Source organism: Ureibacillus aquaedulcis, from assembly GCF_030418165.1.
GTDB classification, from domain to species: domain Bacteria; phylum Bacillota; class Bacilli; order Bacillales_A; family Planococcaceae; genus Ureibacillus; species Ureibacillus aquaedulcis.
Genome location: NZ_JAUHTQ010000023.1, coordinates 1 through 20,202 on the forward strand (window position 1 = coordinate 1; position 20,202 = coordinate 20,202).

The following is a 20,202-nucleotide window of genomic DNA, read 5'->3' on the forward strand; positions in this document are numbered from 1 at the left end:
GTTAATCTTTACACTAATTGGTGTTGCTGCTTTGACATGTTGAGTACCAATTATAATGGGTATCAAAAGTACTATTGATAGAATTGAGATTTTAATGAGATATTTCATCTAATGGCTCCTTATGTATGTGAAATTAATACCATAATAATTTTCCCTCATATAGTATTATTTTTCAATATCAATTATATATTTTATTCAACAATCGGGCGCGATTGTTGAATAAGCTCCTACATCAATACTTAAACATAAACCCTTAAGTAAAAGAGGATAGACCAGGTAGTTATTACCTGGTTTTTCTTATTGCCAAAAAGGGAACTAATGTTCTATAATCGTTTGCATATAATAAGAACATAAGTTCGGATTCGGAGGGTGGATAAAATGAAAGAACAGCTTTTAAAAATACTACAGCGTAATCAGTTGGCCGATATGATGTACATTTCAAGAACGGGCGAAATTACAAAAAGGCGTATTAAAGTTACAAAAATGGCAGAAGATTCATTTAGTGCTTATTGCTTTATGAAGCATGCTAAACGTACTTTTATTATCGAAAATGTTCTCGCATTATCACCAGTAATCCGAAAAGAGCGTGAGGTAATTTGAACTTTGGAAATTTCGAGCTAATACATAAACAAATTATTTTAGACTTAACAATTCGCACCCTGGAACATGATCGTAAATACATCGGAGATTTTAAGATGAAAAGGGTCTTCGAAATGTGGTTTGATGCAAAAATAATTGAGCTGCACACTTATGTAAAAAATTCTAAAGCTGAACTAGGTAAGAATGGTGTAAGAATCCAATCAAGCAAAAAGGATGGGGATTTTACAATATATACCGTAGTAGAGAAAGGAATTGTTTCAGAAAAGAGATATTCAAACATCGCACTCAGAAATCATTGTGAGGAGGAAATTAAACGCTTGCTAGGTTTAACAGAATAGGGAGAATATCGAATGTTAAAAGATCGTGGTAATAAAAAATGGACGGCCATGATGCTGACTGAACATGTAAGTGACTTGCGTGATTGGTATGAAAGTGATTTTGACGTCCCAGAACCTGACTATGATGAAGTTAGTTTGAGTTCAATAGCTGATGATCTAAACATTGCTTATCAGGCTAAATCTACAGTGCGTATATATTACTGGAGCAATAAACGGCAGAAGTACATGAGGGACTAGTAGTTGATTTGCTGGTCGGTGAGCAGGCGGTTAAATTTAGAGCAGCAGATATATACAATGCAAATTTGGACCTGCGGCATATCATAAAAATTAATTTTATCGATTAAAAAATGCCACACATTTTTTTGAGTGGCTTTCTTAATCAAAAAGTGTCCATAAGGTGCCCATTTTGAATAAAACTAACTTAATCTAGACAAGTTCTATATAAGAATCGTTAAAAGTACTCTTAATAACTAAGTAATTTATTGCACAATATAAATACATATAACTGTATAGAAGTATAATCACAGCCAGCCAGGAAGCTGTTCTTAATTTAACCTTTACTCAACCCTCTGCATAACTAGAGGGGTGTTTTTTTTCCTCCCTCGAATTTCATTCCCAACACCTCTTATTATATAATTTTATCTATTTAGGAACTCGAAAAACTATGATGTTTTGACTAATCTAAAGGCGAATAAATGAGAGTTTGACTCTATATACATTCGGGAGCTTGATAGATATTCTTATAGTGTGAATTGTTTTAATATTCCGAATAAATGGAGGGGTCAAATGAAGAAGAAGATTATCGCATTATCTGTAACAGGAATCCTGGCACTTGGCGTGGTTGCACCAGCCGCATCACTAGCGGTGGGCAATGGGCCGAGCTACGGTGGTAATGAATCGATTCAAACTTCCAATCTCTATACTTACGAGGGAATGGTTGATTATCTGAAGCAGCAGGATGCTAAACAAGAAGCGATGCAGCTTGAGGTTATTGGACAAACGGTTAAAAACCGGGATATCTATTTGGCCAAATATATCACCAACCCGGATAATCCAACCATACTTTTCTTAACACAGCAGCATGGAAATGAACAATTAACAACTGAAGGTGCACTAGAATTCATCAAGCATCTAGGCACAAATAAAACAAATGGAGTTCTTGAAAATGTGAATATCCTGGTTGTACCGATGCTGAATGCAGATGGCGCTATGGGAGATGTTGATTTCTCTCTTGAAGATTATGTAGCGGATGGGGGACGCCATCTGACGCGCTACAATGCAGTTGGAACGGACCTAAACCGTGACCATGTTGATAAAAAACAGCCTGAAACACAAGCCTTGCATCAAAATGTTCTGCAAAAATATGATATTGACTATATGATAGATCTGCATCACCAAGGTACACAATCCGAGCGAGATGGAAAATTAGTTTCTGGTTCTATGCTCTACCCGACAAATGAAAATGTAAAACCGGAAGTGCTGGAGAAATCTAAAAAGCTTGGTGCGGTTGTATTCAATGCGGTGGATTCTACAGGTTGGGGTCATCTTGCAAAATATAATGGCGGAAGCGGGGAAAATATTGGCCGTAACGGTGCTGCGGTTCAATACGATATTTCCACACTTTTATTCGAAATGCGCGGAATGTCCGACCATGAGTATGATGGAGCGGTAATTGGACAAAAAAGTAACGGTTATTTAATTAAACAAACAGTTACAACATTGGATGCGGCGGTTCGTGCAATTGCTGATGGTTCGATTGAAACAGTTGATACAAGCTTCTGGGATACATTGGCAACTCAAACAACACGTCAATCTGAAGAGTAAAAATGCATGTTAGCGGAATAAATTTCGGGGAAGTCTCTTGATTTTTATTTCGCATTTCTAAATAAACGAAATTCGGAGGGATTATGATGAAAATGAAGTTTTCAAAAATTGTTCTACCAGCTACCCTGGCGTTAACTTTAGGCGTTACTGCAGCAGCATCCGCGGCTCCGCAATCAAATCCAAATGGACCTTATATTGAAGACAACCAAAATATTTCGTTATCCAGCTATATGTCCAACGCCGACTTGGCTAAGAAGCTCCAAAATCTTGAAGCATCTTCAAATGGAAAGATGAAGCTTGAAATCGCTGGATACTCCAACCAATCGCCGGATGGCTATAAAACTGAATCGGAAAAAGGGGAGCCAATTTATGTTGCGAAGTTTGGGGATAATGATCCGAATAAAAAGCGAATCCTCATCACAGCGCAGATTCATGGAAATGAGCAGATTGGTGCAGAGGCTGCAATCGATGTGATCCAAAAGCTTTCTTCTAATGGGAAAGAAGTTGAAGAGATTTTAGAGGAAGTGTCCATCTGGATCATGCCGCGCATCAACCCTGAGGGTGCCGATAATCTATATGAAGGCAAGTGGTATCCGACTCGCTATACGCATCAGACTTGGCTTCCTGAAAACATTGGCTTGCCTGCCGATACATTGGCACCTTGGTACTACAATAGCGACGGAAGTGAAAGAGCACAGAATAACGATGGGCGAGTAGTATACGGTATTCCGGGCTATGATCAAAATCGTGATTACAATCCAAATCTTGATTTTAGAGTAGAGAACCAGGACCTAAGTGAAGTGACGTCGTTCCTGAATGACAGAACTACTAATAACAGTAATTTCGGAGGTTTTTATGTTACCGCAGAAGCGCGAACAGTTACAAGCGTGTTTAAAGATTTCCAACCGGATGTCTATGTAGACGTACACCACCGCGGCTTTAATACGGTATCCGATGAAGATAACCGTTCGGTACCAGTTCAATTTGCGGCTGCCGTTGCAGATCCTTACACAGATCCATTCACAGGTGAACAATATGAGGTGGATGAGGATGTTTTGACACTTGCGAAACAGGTGAATGCCCTATCAGCCCTGACATTGCAAAAAGGTAACTCTCATTTTGGGGCAGTTCAAAAATATCCTGATGTAAACTTGCCAGGTACAGCTTTAGGTGCATTTGCGCTTAATGATGCTTCCATTATGTTGATTGAAATTAAAGGCCAAAGCCAAACACTTGGCCAAAAGCAAGCAGGAATGCTGAAAGAAACTGTAACTCAGCCACTAATGGCCGTCTTCAAAGGATTGGCTGACGGTTCCATCCATGACGTTGATACAGCAGTTTATGATGAAATTCCAGAGTCTTCAAATCGGATTAGTGATCCGACTACTAGGGATTAACAAAGGTTTGTGGGAGGGTGACCAGCCAATTGGGGTCACCCTCTCTATTTTTACTCAATTTCCGGCAGTACCTTGTCCATTTGTGCTTCGTTCGATTTCACTGCATCACTATCGGGGGAGTCGACTCCACGGTATGCATACTTCAAATTTTGATTATAGTCGAAAGCAAATTCCTTGATGGCCCCGTTGTTATTTTTCTCGACAAAATAGGATTTAAAGATATTTGTCAACATGCGTTCATGATTGTCCAGTTCATCCAGATATGTGCCTGATTTATAATCCTCCACGATGTCTGTTTTAAATTGCTCCACTTTTTCCTCGGAAGGTTCATATTCCAGCAAGATTCCCTCAAGTTCATAAAATTTGTCCGATGGGGATTGTTCAGTTGCTGCAATCTCGTGTATTTTTCGAGCCCAATTTTCCGGGTCTATTTCATCGCTTTGTGCATCCTCACTAGCAGTTTTCTCGGCATCAGCTTCCTCGTTTGTTGTGTCTTCTGCAGGAGCTTCCGTTACTTCATCCGCAGGGGATGGTTCCGTTATTTTCTCATCATTTTCAGCGGTGTCGGCCCCATTGCAAGCTGCCAATCCAACAATTAATACAAGAGTCAAACCTAAAAGATTTTTCCTGATCATAAAAATACTCCTAACACGTTTTTATACATTTATTATGACTGAAGGATAGAAAGGCGATACCATTTATTTATTTTTTAGTCACACTATTCGCCCATCTTTAATACTATAAATTGTCAACAGCAGATGATTCGAAAATCCAAAGTACTTTTACGCTATTGTTTTCTTTTCCGGGGTGCGAGGCTTGATTTATATTAGGTTCTAAAAATTGAAGAAGTGTCACGATGTCACTTTGCCCCCCTTTTATGTTGAATGGAAAACATTTGTAATATCTACGAAAATCGAATCCGTGACATTTCACCAATTAGGCACATGCCGCATAGTATAGTTCGACTAGATGTTAAAGGAGGAAAAAGCGTTGAAACGTTTGCGTCAAATAGTGACAAAAGCGGTTGTCGCTAAAGGTAAGAAGAGAGTTGAAGGAAGTGAAGTAATTCGCCCTTCCTCTACGCCAACTAGTATTTTGGGATGTTGGGTGATCAATCATCACTACAATGCAAAAAAAGTAGGGAAATATGTAGAAATCACTGGAAAGTTCGATGTAAACGTATGGTATGCCTACAATAATAATACAAAAACAGCTGTTCACTCAGAAACAGTGAATTACAAAGATCGCATCAAGCTGCACTACCGCGATCAAGATGTAATCGAATCGAATGATTGCCATGTACGTGTAATGCAGCAACCAAACTGTATCGAAGCGGTAATCAATCAAAAAGGAGACTGCTTCAATGTAGTCATCGAACGTGAATTTGTAGTAGAAATTGTTGGCGAAACGAAAGTAGTCGTTTCTGTTCACGAAGTAGACTACGAAGAAGAATGGACGTATGAAGAGGAAGAAGATGAATCTTCATCAAGCTCAAGCTCTAGCTCAAGCTCAAGCTCCTCATCGTCTAGCTCAAGCTCTAGTTCAAGCTCATCCTCATCTTCGTCATCGTCTTCTTCATCTGCAAGCAGCGGCTTTAAATTTATCGAAGACTCGTCATCATTTCGTTAATAAAGTGAGAGCGCCATCTACCAGTAAAGAGTAGAATAAAAAGGCGCTCTTCTTTATTATTTGTTTCCGGCCAAACAGGGGTTTTCGCTAAAGTTTGCGGAAATCCTGTTTTCTATATTTCCATTGGATTCCATTGAAAAATCGATGCGTGAAAGGCACGTCTATCACCTGATTTTTGTTATACTGAATAGGAATGCATGAAATTCGGAAAACACCCATACAAGGCAACCAATTTTTGTTACATATCGTGTTTTTCTTCCTAGAGTAAAGTTAAGTTTAGAGAGGTACCACAAAAATGACAACATATACACCAATGATGCAACAATATTTAGCCATCAAATCAGAATATGAAGATGCATTTCTTTTTTATAGATTAGGGGATTTTTATGAAATGTTCTTTGATGATGCCATTAATGCATCGCAAATTTTGGAAATTACCTTAACAGGGCGAGATGCAGGAACAAAGGAGCGTATCCCGATGTGCGGTGTTCCTTTTCATTCGGCGAAAGGATATATCGAGACACTCGTGTCAAAAGGATATAAGGTGGCCATTGCAGAGCAGACGGAAGATCCAAAGCAGGCAAAAGGCGTTGTAAAACGTGAAGTCGTGCAGCTAATTACACCAGGCACGATTATGGAAGGGAAAACAATTGACGGAAAATCCAATCACTTCATAGCTTGTGCTGAAGAATTATCGAATAACACTTTTGCCCTTGCTTATCTGGACGTATCGACCGGCGAAGCCACTACAGCAATTGTTGAAGGCGGAACGAAGGCATTGCTTCAACAATTAATGGCCTTTACCATTCGCGAACTTGTGGTAACAGAGCAGCTCCAGCTTTTACTGGCTGAACAAGCAAGTAACTTGGGGATCGTCCTGTCTCTTGAACAAGAGGAAGTTTCAGAAGAAAAATCAGCTCAATATATTTCAAACTTGCCAACGGAACTAAAGGGAGTGGCCAGAAGTCTGCTTCAATATGTGGAACGCACACAAATGCGCAGTTTATCGCATATTCAAGAGTTTACATATACCGAAACGAAGCAACTGTTGCGAATTGATTCGAACTCGAAACGGAATTTGGAGCTGCTGGAATCAATACGCGGCGGCGACCAAAAGGGTACATTGCTATGGTTGCTTGACGAAACCGTGACAGCCATGGGCGGCCGTAAATTAAAACAATGGCTGCATCAACCCTTGGCAACGCGTTCGGCAATCGAAAACCGCCTTGCCATCGTGACGGACTTACTGGATGAATTTTTTGTTCGTAATGAGCTCAAGGATTTATTGAAAAATGTCTATGATCTAGAGCGGTTGGCAGGTCGTGTAGCCTTCGGAAATGTGGGGGGGCGCGACTTGGCACAGCTTCGGGAATCATTGCGCCAAGTACCTTCCATTAAGGAACAGTTACTGAATTCCGGAAAGTCGACGCTCGTTGGTTTAGGCGAAAAGCTCGATGAATGTGCGGATATCGAAGCATTTTTATCAAAAGCCATCACGGATAACCCGCCAATTGCCATTAAAGAAGGAGACGTTATCCGAGGGGGTTATAACGACAAACTAGATGAATTGCGATTTGCCGCTCGAAACGGGAAGGACTGGATTGCCCAACTAGAGCAAAAAGAACGTGAACTCACAGGCATCAAAAACTTGAAAATCGGCTATAATCGCATTTTTGGCTACTACATTGAAATTACAAAATCAAACATTGCCAACGCAGATTTGTCGCGCTATGAAAGAAAACAAACCTTGGCCAATGCAGAACGTTATATTACGGAAGAGTTAAAGGAAAAAGAAGCGATCATTCTAAATGCGGAGGAACAAAGCTTGGCATTGGAATATGATTTATTCGTTGAATTGCGCGATCAGTTAAAAGCCTTTATTCCGCGGGTGCAAGCATTGGCTTCGGAGATCAGTGAGCTTGATGTATATATAAGTTTTGCTGTTGTTTCAGAAAAATATCGATTTGTAAGGCCTTCCTTCCATGAAGGGCGAGCATTGAAAATTGTGGGCGGCCGCCATCCGGTCGTTGAAAAAATGTTGAATAAGCAAATGTATGTCCCGAATGATTGCGTCCTGCCGAATGATAAAAATATGATGCTGATTACCGGGCCGAACATGTCCGGGAAAAGTACTTACATGCGACAGGTTGCCCTCATCGTCGTTTTGGCGCAAATGGGTTGTTATGTACCAGCCGATGAAGCTGAACTGCCGATCACGGATCAGATTTTCACTCGAATCGGGGCAGCGGACGATTTGGTAGCCGGCCAGTCGACGTTTATGGTCGAAATGCTGGAATCCCAGAACGCCATAACGAATGCGACGGAAAAGAGTTTATTACTATTTGATGAAATCGGTCGTGGGACGTCTACTTATGACGGTATGGCATTAGCCCAGTCAATGATGGAATATATTCACGATAAAATCGGTGCCAACACTTTATTCTCCACCCATTATCATGAATTAACAGCTCTTGATGAACAGCTTATGCGCCTGCAAAATGTTCATGTCAGCGCAACTGAAAAAGATGGCAAAGTTGTGTTTTTACACAAAGTACGCCAAGGGGCAGCTGATAAAAGCTACGGTGTACATGTTGCAAGCCTGGCCGAAATGCCCGAAGAGATTATCGAGCGGGCGAGAGTATTATTGGAACAGTTTGAATCGAAGGATCAAGGGGTAGCGAGTGTTGCAGCGACTGTCTTGAGTGAGCCTGCTGAAGATGACGAGATTCAAATGTCATTATTTGAAGAGGAAGCGGTTGTACCTCTTGGTGCTGATTCCGAGTCTGGCAGTGGATTGTCGGAAGTTGAGTTAGAAGTGCTCGAACGCCTCGAAAAAATAAATATCATGGGCACACCCCCGATTCAAGCGATTAACGTACTGTACGAATTGCAACAAGCTTTGTTGAGCAAGAAATAGTGTTGGAGTAATAATGTAGTTTTGCTGTTTAGTGTAGGAGTGGCGGGTATATTGCAAATGTTGGCCGGATATAACGCGAGATGCGGCGGATAAAATTCCAGGTGCCGAAAATTGATTGTAAGATTATCAAAAAATTAATTAGTTTGATTGATATTTATAATAAAAAAAGTATGAGATTTAGAAGTGGCGAGATTATTGGTGAAAGTGGCTAGATTTCGACAAAAAGTGGCTAGATTATAGCGAGAAGTGGCTAAATTATCACCGAAACTGGCTAGATTATCAGGTAAGCTGGCTAATTCTCGCCAAAACTGCCGGATAAATTTTCAAGTGCTAATAATTGATTTAAAGAGCATCAAAAAACTAATTAAATCGATAGAAAGTTACTATAGATGATGCTGCTACTTTTGAAGCTGCTAAATTATCCGGAAAAGTGGCTAGATTATCCCGAGAAGTGGCGAGATTTCGACAAAAAGTGGCGAGATTACTGACCAAACTGGCTAGATTCTCACAACACAACACAACACAACTAAACAACGTATCACAAAAAATAAAAAGGAGGTTGTTCAGCATGGGAAAAATTCAAATTATGGATGAATGGTTATCTAACAAAATTGCAGCAGGGGAAGTAGTGGAACGTCCGTCGTCTGTTGTGAAAGAGCTCGTTGAAAACGCCATTGATGCAGGAAGTACATCGATTGAAGTTTTTCTCGAAGAAGCAGGGTTAACCTCCATTCAAGTAACAGATAATGGCAGTGGGATGGATGAGGAGGATGCGCTGAAATCCTTCTCGCGCCATGCCACATCCAAAATTTCAAAAGAGCCGGATCTTTTCCGGATTCGGACGCTTGGTTTTCGAGGGGAGGCATTGGCCTCGATTGCCTCTGTCTCAAAGGTGACCTTGAAAACTTCGGATGGGGAACACAATGGGCTGGAGATTCAGATGGATGGCGGGCACCTCATTACGAAAAAACCAACCGCTTTTCGAAGAGGAACGGATATTACGATTGCCCAGTTGTTTTATAATACACCGGCGCGGTTAAAGTATCTAAAAACGATTCAGACCGAACTGGGTCATTCGATTGATTACATGAACCGGCTTGCCCTGGCGTATCCCGAGATTGCTTTTAAACTTGTACATAATGGGGGAACGCTCCTTCAGACAAATGGCCGCGGGAATGTTCAGCAAGTGATTGCCGCGATTTATGGGATGCAAAATGCGAAAAAAATGATTCCATTCAGTGCAGAATCGAAGGACTATAAAGTACATGGGTTTGTCAGCTTGCCAGAGGTAACGCGGGCGAATAAAAATTATATTTCCATTTTTGTGAATGGGCGTTGGGTAAAACATTATTTGGTGCAAAAAGCCATTGTGGATGCCTATCACACGTATCTGCCGATTGAGCGCTATCCAATTGCTGTGCTATATATTGAGGGAGATCCTTATCTAACTGATGTCAATGTGCATCCTGCAAAATTACAAATTCGTTTAAGTAAAGAGCAGGAATTATTGCCACTCATTCAGAATGCCATTAATCAAGCAATTCGTTCCGCCATTCATGTGCCGGTAGCGGAAAAAAAGGAAAAGCCGGTGCGGGTTCCAAGTGAGCAAATGAATATTTGGAAACCCTATATACCAAACTTTGATGAAAATAAAATGAATGCGATTGTTGAAAGATTGTCAGCCGAGGATTCCGTGGTAAGGGAACCGATTGTAAGTCGGGAGGATAGCGTACTTTCCTCGCACCCAGTACCTGTAGCTGAAAAAGTGGAAGAGACGCCTGCCGAGTTGGAGCTTGATTGGGTTAATCCGGTACCAGAGGAAATCCCGGATGACGTGGCAGCTCCCGTTGTCGAAGAGGAGAATGCCGAGAAAAAAGAGCCTTTCCCACAACTTGAAATTGTTGGGCAAATTCATGGAACGTATATTGTGGCGCAGATGGAAGACGGTTTTTATTTAATCGATCAGCACGCGGCACAAGAACGTATTAAATATGAATATTTCCGCGAAAAAGTGGGAGATGTGAACCCAAATGAACGACAATCGCTCTTATTGCCTTTAACCTTCCACTATTCCGCCGATGAAGCTTTGGTACTACAGGAAAACCTTCATGCTTTGGAGGAGGTTGGCGTGTTCTTGGAGGACTTCGGTCAATCATCTTTTGTGGTACGCGAACATCCAACGTGGTTTCCAAAAGGTTTTGAGCAGGAGCTGATTGAAGAGCTGATTGAGCAAGTGTTGAAAACGCGCCGGGCCGACGTGAAAAAGCTCCGCGAAGAAGCAGCCATCATGATGAGCTGTAAAAAATCAATCAAAGCCAATTATTATCTAACAAAGGAGCAGATGGTTGTCTTGCTCGATGACCTGCGCAAAGCCGACAATCCTTTCACATGCCCACATGGCAGACCGGTAATGATTCATTTTTCTACGTATGAAGTGGAAAAAATGTTTAAACGCGTAATGTAGGTGGGGATTATTGGTAATAAGAGATTGTTTTCGTGGTTGAGAAACATACTTATGAAAATACAAGCGAATCAAAGCGAGTTACGAGTGTTTTACCAGAGTTTACGAGTGCATACTTCCAGGTTACGAGCTCTCACCAAAAGTTCCCGTGCGCCTCAGCCTAATTAAAGAGCGCACTTCAGAACAAACCTAAGTTTCACCCAAAATATTTTGTAAAGGGGAGTTTCATATGTTTTCATTCAAGGAGCGTCCGAACATTCTTCATACGTTAAATAGTTATACTTTCGATGTACTGGTGATCGGAGGGGGCATCACGGGAGCGGGGATTGCGCTCGATGCTGCTTCCCGCGGGCTTTCTGTGGCATTGGTGGAGATGCAGGATTTTGCAGCGGGTACATCAAGTCGCTCGACGAAGCTTGTGCACGGAGGCCTGCGATATTTAAAGCAATTAGAGGTTGGGCTTGTCGCTGAAGTGGGGCGGGAACGTGAAATCGTCTATGAAAATGCGGTTCATGTGACACAGCCTGAGTGGATGCTGCTGCCCCTTTATAAAGAGGGAACCTTGGGGAAAATGACGACGCGAGCGGCACTAACGGTTTATGACCGATTGGCGCAGGTGAAAAAAGAAGAGCGCCGCAGAATGCTTTCTAAGAAGGAAGCTCTTGCAAAAGTCCCTTTATTAAAGAAAGACGGCTTGCGTGGGGCGGGCTACTATGTTGAGTACAAAACAGATGATGCGCGTCTTACGATTGAGGTCATGAAAAAGGCAGTTGAATACCAGGCGGTTTGTTTAAACTATGCACGGGTAGTGGATTTTGTTTATAAAAAGAAAAAAATTGTTGCAGCGAACGTGCGCGATGAGATTTCCGGCGAAATGATTACTATCCATGCGCATCAAGTTGTCAATGCGACGGGCCCTTGGGTTGATGAAGTCCGGAAAAAGGATAAAATCTACAACAAGAAAACGATTCGCCATACAAAAGGGGTCCATATCGTCATTGACCAATCTAGACTCCCATTGGAACAAGCGGTATACTTCGATACGGAAGACGGACGCATGGTGTTTGCCATACCTCGTGAAGGAAAAACCTATATCGGCACAACGGATACATTTTATAGCGATGATCCGATTCAACCAATCGCTACAAAAGAAGATGTGGATTATTTAATAAAGGCGACACGTTTTATCTTCCCGGATGCCAATGTGACATCTTATGATGTTGAATCTACCTGGGCAGGGGTGCGGCCATTGATTTCCCAGGAAGGAAAGGACCCTTCCGAGATTTCACGGAAAGATGAGCTGTGGGTTGCCCCAAGTGGACTTCTTACGGTGGCAGGCGGTAAATTAACCGGCTATCGGCAAATGGCCGAAACGATTGTGGATAAGGTCGTCAAATTGAAAAAATTCAAGCATGCAACGGAATGTATAACAAAAGAATTATCTCTGTCGGGTGCTCGTGGGCTGAATTCATCGAATTTTGAAGACTATGTTGCAAACAAATCGAAGGAAGGAAGCGACTTAGGGCTAAGTCATCCTAATACACAGCGACTTGTCCGAAGATACGGAACGAATGTTGATGAGGTTTTCCAGTATGTCAAAGCGGTCAATTCCAGTGATCTTGAGATCCCGATGTCACTCTATGCCGAACTGCTTTATGCCATCTATTATGAAATGGTCATGACGCCATGTGATTTCTTGATTCGAAGAACGGGCTACCTATTTTTCAATATCGCATTGGTTGAGCAATATAAAGAAGCAATTTTAGAAGTTATGAGCAATATTCTGGGGTATTCTGAAAGTGAAAGGGTATTTTACCGGATGCAATTGGAACAATTTATTGATGAAGCAAAAAATCCAATGAAATAGGGTGAATTCGATTGGTAGAGCTTACAGATATCTTGGAAATGGATGACGGACATCAGATTTATGTACGTGTATACAAACCTAATGGTGAACCGAGAGGAAACTTTCATATTATGCACGGAATGGCGGAACACTGCGGGCGATATGATGATTTTGCGAAGAGCTTGGCCGAACAGGGTTACTTTGTAACGGCGCATGATCATCGCGGCCACGGCAAGACTGCCGAGTTGAACGGGATGCTTGGGTTTTTGGGAGAAGAAAACGGCTTCCAGAGGCTAGTGGATGATGTCTTTGATATTATCCAGCATTACAGTGTGGATCCAGGTAACCAGGAAATTGTATTATTTGGGCATAGCATGGGTTCTTTTGTTGCTCGCAGGTTCCTTCAGCTCTATAGCGGGATGATCGATAAATGTATTTTATGTGGAACAGGTACGACAACTGCACTTCATCAAGTGGGAAATGCAGTTGCCCGTTCGCTGAGTGCGTGGAGAGGGAAAAACATGCCCAGCCAGCTCATGAATGATTTAAGCTTCAATAGTTTCAGCAGAAGTGTATTGAATCCCAGAACCATTTATGATTGGCTCTGCAGCAATGAAGAGGAAGTCGAAAAGTACATTCAAGATCCTTATTGCGGCTTTGTCCCAACGAATCAGTTTTTTGTGGATTTGACGGATGGATTATTAATCATTAATAAAAAAGAAGAACTCAAGAACATTCGCAAGGATTTGCCGATTTTATTGATCAGCGGCAGTGAAGACCCTGTGGGCAGCAAGGGCTCCGGCGTTTTCAAAGTCGCTAAAGACATGAATGAAGCGAACCTTACGGATGTGGTCGTCTACCTATTTGAGGGTATGCGGCATGAAATTTTAAAAGAAGTCGATCGAGAACATGTATATTCTGTAATTACACGGTGGTTAAACAAATGAATGAAAAGAAAATCGAAGTGGTCGCCATTGTGGGGCCGACAGCTTCAGGCAAGACAGCTTTAAGCATTAAAATGGCAAAAGCATTTGATGGGGAAATCATCAACGGTGATTCGATGCAAATCTACAAAGGGCTGGATATTGGGACAGCCAAAGTTACCGAAGAGGAAATGGAAGGCGTTCCCCATCATTTGTTGAGTTTCAAAGAGCCGACAGAAAGCTTTTCGGTTGCTGAGTATCAGGTAATCGTCCGGGAAAAAATCGCCGAAATACAAAGTCGCGGAAAACTGCCGATTATTGTCGGTGGGACAGGCCTCTATGTACAAGCGGTATTATATGATTTCCAGTTCACAAAAGAAGATGTGGACGAAGAAGCACGCAAAAAATATTATGATGAATTAGCCCAGATCGGTCCGGATGCCATGCATGCCAAGTTAATGGGGCTAGATCCGGAAACGGCTAAAACCATTCATCCCAACAACACGCGCCGCGTTATTCGTGCACTCGAAATGGTGGAGCTTCATGGTGTTTCGAAGGCAAGTGAAGAACATAACCGGGGGGATATCCCGTTATATAACCATCTGATTATCGGATTGGATATGGACAGGGAGAAGTTGTACGAACGCATCAATTTACGTGTTGACCTCATGATGGAACAAGGCTTGCTTGAAGAAGTGAAAGGCTTGAGGGACCGCGGGATTCGTGATGTGCAGTCTGTTCAGGCAATCGGATACAAAGAACTGTATGCCTATCTGGATGGCAGGTTAACCCTTCCGGACGCCATCGATGAGCTAAAACAAAATTCACGAAGATATGCTAAGCGGCAACTTACATACTTCCGTAACAAGCTGGATGTCGAATGGATAGGAAACGAATGGAATAAAATCGAAAATTATTCAAAATTCTTTGTTTATTAGGGAGGAAATTCTTACTAGATGCCGAATACCTAACTATAGAAAAACTATGGACGAGGTGTATACGGCGTGAAATCAATTAATCTACAAGATACTTTCCTGAATAATCTTCGGAAAAACAATACTTTTGTTACAGTATTTTTATTAAACGGTTTTCAATTAAAGGGCCTGGTAAAATCCTACGATAATTTTACGGTTCTATTGGATGTAGACGGCAAACAGCATCTCATCTATAAACATGCAATCTCAACATTTTCTCCATCAAAGCATGTGGCGATTACTCCAGATAACGAAGAAAATTGATGATCAAATCGGCTAAGTGATGTTGCTTGCCGATTTTTTTATACCTCTAAAAAATATATTCGCTTAAAGTAACGATTGTTTCCCCTAATCTTCTTTTCCCACCTTTCGTCCCTCATACGTCCATACTTACCCTGAAATGTTAGAGCCGTATTAAGGAATTATTGAATATGATTAGGGAAATTGGAGGATACTTTTACTGCTAATAAATAGTATTTATCACCTTAGCGGAATGGGGAGTATCTAACATATGCTAATGGAACGTTTGATTTTGGCTGCAATGTGGCTATTCGGCTTTGTTGGCTTTTTTCTGTTTGTTCCACGTAAAGACCGGCGCAAAGGATTGTTGGCATTTATGGTGTTTCAATCATTCATCTGGCTTTGTGATATGCCTAGCTTTAAATATGGTTTGCTAAGTGCACCCGTCCGCGAATTCCCGAAAGCGACCGATCTCTCAATTACGATCAATTATTTTTTTTATCCCATATTGTTTTCCATATTCTATGTCCGTAGAAGGGTAAAAACGGCTCTATGGTCCAAATTTATTTACTTTGCAGGTTGGATTTCCGGCATTTCGTTGTTCGATGTTGTGCTCGAGAGATATACAGATTTATTGGAATATGGATCGTTAACGGGGTATGGGATGTGGATCTATATTGCAATTCTCTTTTTGGTGAGTCAATTCTGCTGTAATTGGTTCTTTAAGGACAAATCATTATTCCAAGCAGAGCGGGTGGAACCTCATGAGAATTGAATATTGGCTCTTATTATCGGCGTATCCAATAGGAATGGCAATTCTTTTCTTCATACCGAAAAATAAAATTCGGCTTGCCGTTGTGGCTTTTTTATTTACACAGCTGATTACTTTTCTTTTGGGTTTGGTGGTCGTTGAGTTGGGGCTGCTCCAGTATCCAGTACGATTTTTTGCATCTATCAATCGGGCAAGTTTTACCTATGAGTATTTTTTTCTTCCTGTCATCTGCGCACTTTTTAATGCCAGGTATCCAAGCAATCGGAGTACGCTTATCCAATGCGGATATTATATCGGATATACTTCGATTTTAACGATCTCTGAAATCCTTTTCGAAAAATATACCGACCTCATCAAGTATATTAACTGGGAATGGTATATTACTTGGGTAACAGTATGTCTAACATTTTATTTAACGCGCATTTTAAGTTTATGGTTTTTCTCAAAGGGCAAAGTTCTTTGAGTGAAATGATGGGCAGGGTAAGGTAATCCTTGATTAAAATTCAGTTAATTGCGAAGGGTAGATTTTTTCATTATACTGGGATTTGAGTAAACCATTCGCAAGGCTGCAGTAAGGGTTTAAGGGGGCCTGGGCGAAGGGATAGTAGATATGGAGGTTTTAGTGATGAAAACGATGACAACTGAAGAACTAATTAATCTATTAGATGCAAATGAAGATCTGAACATTATTGATGTACGCGAAGATTTTGAAGTGGAAGAGGGCATGATTCCTGGTGCTGTACATATTCCGCTGGGTTCAATTCCGGAGAAAGCTCCCGAATTAGACAAATCCAAAGAATACATCATGGTATGTAAAGGCGGCGTACGCAGTGCCAATGCAGGTGAATACCTGGAATCACAAGGCTTCCAAGTGACAAACTTGGAAGGCGGCATGATGGCCTATGATGGAGAGCTAGAGTTTAAGTAAGTGTAGCTTGAGAAGATTAGTTAGCGGTGTTGCAATCCCAATAACAAAAAATGGCACATAAATGAGTAACTGTCTACTCATCTATGTGCTCTTTTATTTGTATCTATTTGAATTGGTGTACTTGTGGACTCTGCTTTTTTCAATGCTCTCACAGGCAATTTCCAATGTTTTGTATACGACAACACGCGTAAAGCTGTAATGACAATGAATAATGCATATAAGAAAATATCACCATCCAAAAACTGAAGACCGATGATTAAACCGGCACCTGCCGCCCACACGGCATATATCTCATCACGAAGGACCAATGGCTTTCTTCGTGCCAATAAATCGCGAATAATTCCTCCACCCGATCCAGTTAGAACGGCCGCAACGATGACAGCGCTGATCGGAAGTTCGAGCGAAACAGCATAAATCGCCCCTTGAATCGCAAAGGCGGATAACCCGATTGCATCCGTGAAATTACCCCAACGGTTCCAATGCCTGATGAGATGATGGGGAACTAAGAAAAATATTGTAATGGCTGCGATTGCAATTTGAAACATCATTTCCTGGCTCCATAACGTCGAAACAGGTAAGCCGATCAACAAGTTTCGAATCGCACCCCCACCAAAAGCAGTGACGATTCCTAATAAATAAACACCAAATAAGTCGTATTCTTCTTCCATGGCCACAATTGCACCTGATATTGCAAAGGCGATGGTACCAATAATACTAAAGACTTCCCATGCCATCAACATTGCCTCCTTACATGAACATGCAACATTGAGAATAGCAGTTTAAAAGGTTTTCGTAAAGATATTTTTAACCTAAATGAATAATAATTTTGACTTTACCCACAGCAACTGTTCTACAAAACCGTCAAGATTCTAAAATAGTTGAAAAGATAACAAGAATTGTTAAGATAAGATAGGAAATAAATTATTAGGCAGCATCATTTTATATGAAGCGATTTAGATAGAACGGAGTAATAATCATGATATTTCAATCAAGTTTGAAGCCGGAAACACTGGAGCTTGCAAATAAAGTAGAAGAAAAAGTAAAACCAATCCACGCCAAAGTGGACGAAATGGCGTTTTTCAATCAACAAAAAGTACTGGCTGCATTTCGTAAACATCAGGTTAGTGACTTTCATATGAACCCTTCAAGTGGCTACGGTTATGACGATGAGGGACGTGATAATTTGGAGCGAGTATATGCAGAAGTTTTTGGAGCGGAAGCTGCCATTGTGCGAGCTCAAATTATCTCGGGAACTCACGCTATTACGTTAAGCTTATTCGGAGTTTTAAGACCAGGAGATGAACTAGTCTATATTACTGGAAAACCCTACGATACACTCCAATCGATTGTAGACGGAGGAGAAAAAGATACAGGTTCATTAAAAGACTTCGGCATCGGCTACTCACACGTCGATTTAATCGATGATCGCGAAATTGACTGGGATGGTGTTCGTGCTGCCATCAATGAACAGACAAAAATGGTTGCGATTCAACGTTCAAAAGGCTATGCAACGCGACCTTCCTATACAATTGAAGCTATTCAGGAGATGTGCGAAAAAATCCGCGAAATCAAATCCGATGTCATCATCTTTGTCGATAACTGCTACGGCGAATTTGTTGAAGCGATGGAGCCGACAGAAGTAGGCGCCGATTTAATGGCAGGTTCATTAATTAAGAATCCTGGTGGTGGACTGGCAAAAATCGGGGGGTATATCGCGGGACGAGCAGAATTGGTTGAAAGATGTGCTTACCGCATGACGTCTCCAGGAATCGGGGCAGAAGCAGGAGCTTCCTTGAATACGCTGGCTGACTTTTACCAAGGATTCTTCTTGGCACCCCACGTGGTGGCGCAAAGTTTGAAGGGAGCGATTTTCACCTCGGCAATGCTGGAGGAAGTCGGAATGACAACGTATCCTCATTACGCGGATAAGCGAACAGATTTAATCCAATCCGTTTCCTTCCAAACAGCCGAGCAAATGATCGCATTCTGTCAGGAAATCCAAGCTGCTTCACCAGTTAACGCCCATTTTGCACCTGAACCAGCTTATATGCCTGGCTACGAGGATGATGTAATCATGGCAGCAGGTACCTTTGTCCAAGGGTCGAGCATTGAACTCACTGCTGACGGTCCAATCCGCCCGCCTTATACAGCTTTTGTCCAAGGGGGCTTAACTTACGAGCACGTGAAATATGCAATTTGCAGTGCAGTGCAGAAATTGAGATAGTAAGGCGGCGGCTCAGAGAAATCTGAGCCGTTGTTTTTTAGCAAGTTGCTCCATCTCGGTGAGAATCTAGCCACTTTTGCCGATATTCTAGCCACTTTTCAAATTTTTCTAGCCACTTTTTGTCGAAATCTAGCCACTTTCTTCAATAATCTCGCCACTTCAAAATTCCACCCTAATTCGTTAATAAAATATCGCTTCTTTTATTAATTAATTGATGCCCTGCACAACGATATCCAAACCCAAGTAAGAATACCAACCAACTAAAATAATCCTAAAAAACTACCAACACAAACAAAAAATTATTAATAACATATACTGTTTAAAAATATAGTGTAAGTAAATCAATCTATGATTGGGGTTGGACATGGGGCATCATAAAAGGAATAGAAATTACGACCTCATAATATTTTATTTCGTGGGTATGTGGATTTTGAGCGTAATCGGGCTTTTGGTTGCGTTATTGCTGCCAATTTCTGTGGTCATTATCCTTGCTTTGCTGGGAATCGGTTTGGCTGTCGTTACTTTTATGTGGCGAATTGGCAATGTATTGATCTTTCTGATACCGATTTTATTTGGCGTGCTGCATTTTTTGCTGCTGATTATCTTGATTGACTGGTTAGGGGCGGCATTAATCATCTCTGTATTTATCGGGACAATACTTATTTTCCTGACGATTGCGTTCTTGGGAATAAAGCTGATTGAATATAGTATTTCAGAAGCTTTAATGTACGCATTTACGATTTTGATTGTATTTGTTGTCTTTGCATTCATCTATATTTTCATTCCGGTTAGTAGTCCATTTTTCCTTGTAGTAGCGGGTATTTTTGTATTAGCGTTTGCCCTCTATACGGTGTACGAGCTGGATAGTATACGGAATGAATTTATTCGTGAAAATGAAGTTCTGTTTTTTGCCCTTCGACTGTACTTGAATTTAGCATTTATCGTCATCAACATCATTGCTTCAAACCGAAAAAAAAGATAATAGACTTTCCAATAATGCTGCAGATTAGATTGGTAATACCAATTAATTTGCAGTTTTTTAATTTTCCGTAAAATGAATTTTCACTAATCGATTATCCTGATATAACATCAAAAGTTCTATATATAACAATGAATGTTAGGTATTATC

The 20,202-nt window shown here is 41.2% G+C and carries 19 protein-coding genes; 17 read left to right on the forward strand and 2 right to left on the reverse strand.

Annotated features, from left to right (window positions below; all coding sequences use genetic code 11):
• The first annotated feature begins 378 nt into the window (after positions 1-378).
• The 5 genes from QYB95_RS18240 to QYB95_RS18260 all read left to right on the forward strand — a co-directional run bounded on the left by QYB95_RS18240 (position 379) and on the right by QYB95_RS18260 (position 4,159).
• On the forward strand, positions 379-600 hold the full coding sequence (locus QYB95_RS18240) for a transcriptional regulator (protein ID WP_301139796.1): 222 nt from the start codon (positions 379-381) through the stop codon (positions 598-600).
• A complete protein-coding gene (locus tag QYB95_RS18245) occupies positions 597-938 on the forward strand; it encodes a YhjD family protein (protein WP_486684540.1) in 342 nt (113 codons plus the stop codon). The genes QYB95_RS18240 and QYB95_RS18245 overlap by 4 nt, the downstream gene beginning before the upstream one ends.
• A 12-nt stretch (positions 939-950) precedes the next feature.
• Positions 951-1,175 (forward strand): YolD-like family protein, encoded by a 225-nt coding sequence (locus tag QYB95_RS18250; protein ID WP_301139798.1) that lies wholly within the window; start codon positions 951-953, stop codon positions 1,173-1,175.
• A gap of 549 nt (positions 1,176-1,724) precedes the next feature.
• Positions 1,725-2,762 (forward strand): M14 family zinc carboxypeptidase, encoded by a 1,038-nt coding sequence (locus QYB95_RS18255; protein WP_301139799.1) that lies wholly within the window; start codon positions 1,725-1,727, stop codon positions 2,760-2,762.
• Positions 2,763-2,845: 83 nt separating this feature from the next.
• Complete coding sequence (locus QYB95_RS18260; RefSeq protein ID WP_301139800.1) at positions 2,846-4,159, forward strand: M14 family zinc carboxypeptidase; 1,314 nt, start codon at positions 2,846-2,848, stop codon at positions 4,157-4,159.
• Positions 4,160-4,209: 50 nt separating this feature from the next.
• Here QYB95_RS18260 and QYB95_RS18265 read toward each other — a convergent pair whose 3' ends face one another.
• Positions 4,210-4,794: a hypothetical protein gene (locus QYB95_RS18265; protein WP_301139801.1), complete on the reverse strand. Its 585-nt coding sequence runs from the start codon at positions 4,792-4,794 to the stop codon at positions 4,210-4,212.
• 355 nt (positions 4,795-5,149) lie between these two features.
• Here QYB95_RS18265 and cotE point away from each other — a divergent pair, with 355 nt between their 5' ends.
• The 10 genes from cotE to QYB95_RS18315 all read left to right on the forward strand — a co-directional run bounded on the left by cotE (position 5,150) and on the right by QYB95_RS18315 (position 16,849).
• On the forward strand, positions 5,150-5,788 hold the full coding sequence (cotE, locus tag QYB95_RS18270) for an outer spore coat protein CotE (RefSeq protein ID WP_301139802.1): 639 nt from the start codon (positions 5,150-5,152) through the stop codon (positions 5,786-5,788).
• A gap of 295 nt (positions 5,789-6,083) precedes the next feature.
• Positions 6,084-8,705, forward strand: a complete 2,622-nt coding sequence (gene mutS / locus QYB95_RS18275) for a DNA mismatch repair protein MutS (RefSeq protein WP_301139803.1) — start codon at positions 6,084-6,086, stop codon at positions 8,703-8,705.
• Between the two features lie 568 nt (positions 8,706-9,273).
• Positions 9,274-11,169 carry a DNA mismatch repair endonuclease MutL gene (mutL, locus tag QYB95_RS18280; protein ID WP_301139804.1) on the forward strand — a complete coding sequence of 632 codons (1,896 nt, stop codon included), beginning with the start codon at positions 9,274-9,276 and terminating at the stop codon, positions 11,167-11,169.
• 226 nt (positions 11,170-11,395) lie between these two features.
• Complete coding sequence (locus QYB95_RS18285) at positions 11,396-13,033, forward strand: glycerol-3-phosphate dehydrogenase/oxidase (protein ID WP_301139805.1); 1,638 nt, start codon at positions 11,396-11,398, stop codon at positions 13,031-13,033.
• Positions 13,034-13,044: 11 nt separating this feature from the next.
• Positions 13,045-13,959 carry an alpha/beta hydrolase gene (locus QYB95_RS18290; RefSeq protein ID WP_301139806.1) on the forward strand — a complete coding sequence of 305 codons (915 nt, stop codon included), beginning with the start codon at positions 13,045-13,047 and terminating at the stop codon, positions 13,957-13,959.
• Entirely contained in the window at positions 13,956-14,873 is a 918-nt protein-coding gene (gene miaA / locus QYB95_RS18295; RefSeq protein ID WP_301139807.1) for a tRNA (adenosine(37)-N6)-dimethylallyltransferase MiaA, read from the forward strand. Before QYB95_RS18290 ends, miaA begins: the two co-directional genes overlap by 4 nt.
• Positions 14,874-14,939: 66 nt before the next feature.
• Complete coding sequence (hfq, locus tag QYB95_RS18300; protein ID WP_301139808.1) at positions 14,940-15,173, forward strand: RNA chaperone Hfq; 234 nt, start codon at positions 14,940-14,942, stop codon at positions 15,171-15,173.
• Between the two features lie 247 nt (positions 15,174-15,420).
• Entirely contained in the window at positions 15,421-15,924 is a 504-nt protein-coding gene (locus QYB95_RS18305) for a CBO0543 family protein (RefSeq protein WP_301139809.1), read from the forward strand.
• Positions 15,914-16,384 carry a CBO0543 family protein gene (locus QYB95_RS18310; RefSeq protein ID WP_301139810.1) on the forward strand — a complete coding sequence of 157 codons (471 nt, stop codon included), beginning with the start codon at positions 15,914-15,916 and terminating at the stop codon, positions 16,382-16,384. The genes QYB95_RS18305 and QYB95_RS18310 overlap by 11 nt, the downstream gene beginning before the upstream one ends.
• 162 nt (positions 16,385-16,546) lie before the next feature.
• On the forward strand, positions 16,547-16,849 hold the full coding sequence (locus tag QYB95_RS18315; RefSeq protein WP_301139811.1) for a rhodanese-like domain-containing protein: 303 nt from the start codon (positions 16,547-16,549) through the stop codon (positions 16,847-16,849).
• A 77-nt stretch (positions 16,850-16,926) separates the two neighbouring features.
• On the opposite strand, the gene QYB95_RS18320 is transcribed toward QYB95_RS18315, so the two are convergent.
• Positions 16,927-17,583: a trimeric intracellular cation channel family protein gene (locus tag QYB95_RS18320; RefSeq protein ID WP_301139812.1), complete on the reverse strand. Its 657-nt coding sequence runs from the start codon at positions 17,581-17,583 to the stop codon at positions 16,927-16,929.
• A 242-nt stretch (positions 17,584-17,825) separates the two neighbouring features.
• Here QYB95_RS18320 and QYB95_RS18325 point away from each other — a divergent pair, with 242 nt between their 5' ends.
• Positions 17,826-19,073, forward strand: coding sequence for a methionine gamma-lyase family protein (locus QYB95_RS18325; RefSeq protein WP_301139813.1), 1,248 nt, complete (start codon positions 17,826-17,828; stop codon positions 19,071-19,073).
• Positions 19,074-19,437: 364 nt separating this feature from the next.
• Positions 19,438-20,055, forward strand: a complete 618-nt coding sequence (locus tag QYB95_RS18330) for a Bax inhibitor-1 family protein (RefSeq protein WP_345783736.1) — start codon at positions 19,438-19,440, stop codon at positions 20,053-20,055.
• The last annotated feature ends 147 nt before the right edge of the window (positions 20,056-20,202 follow it).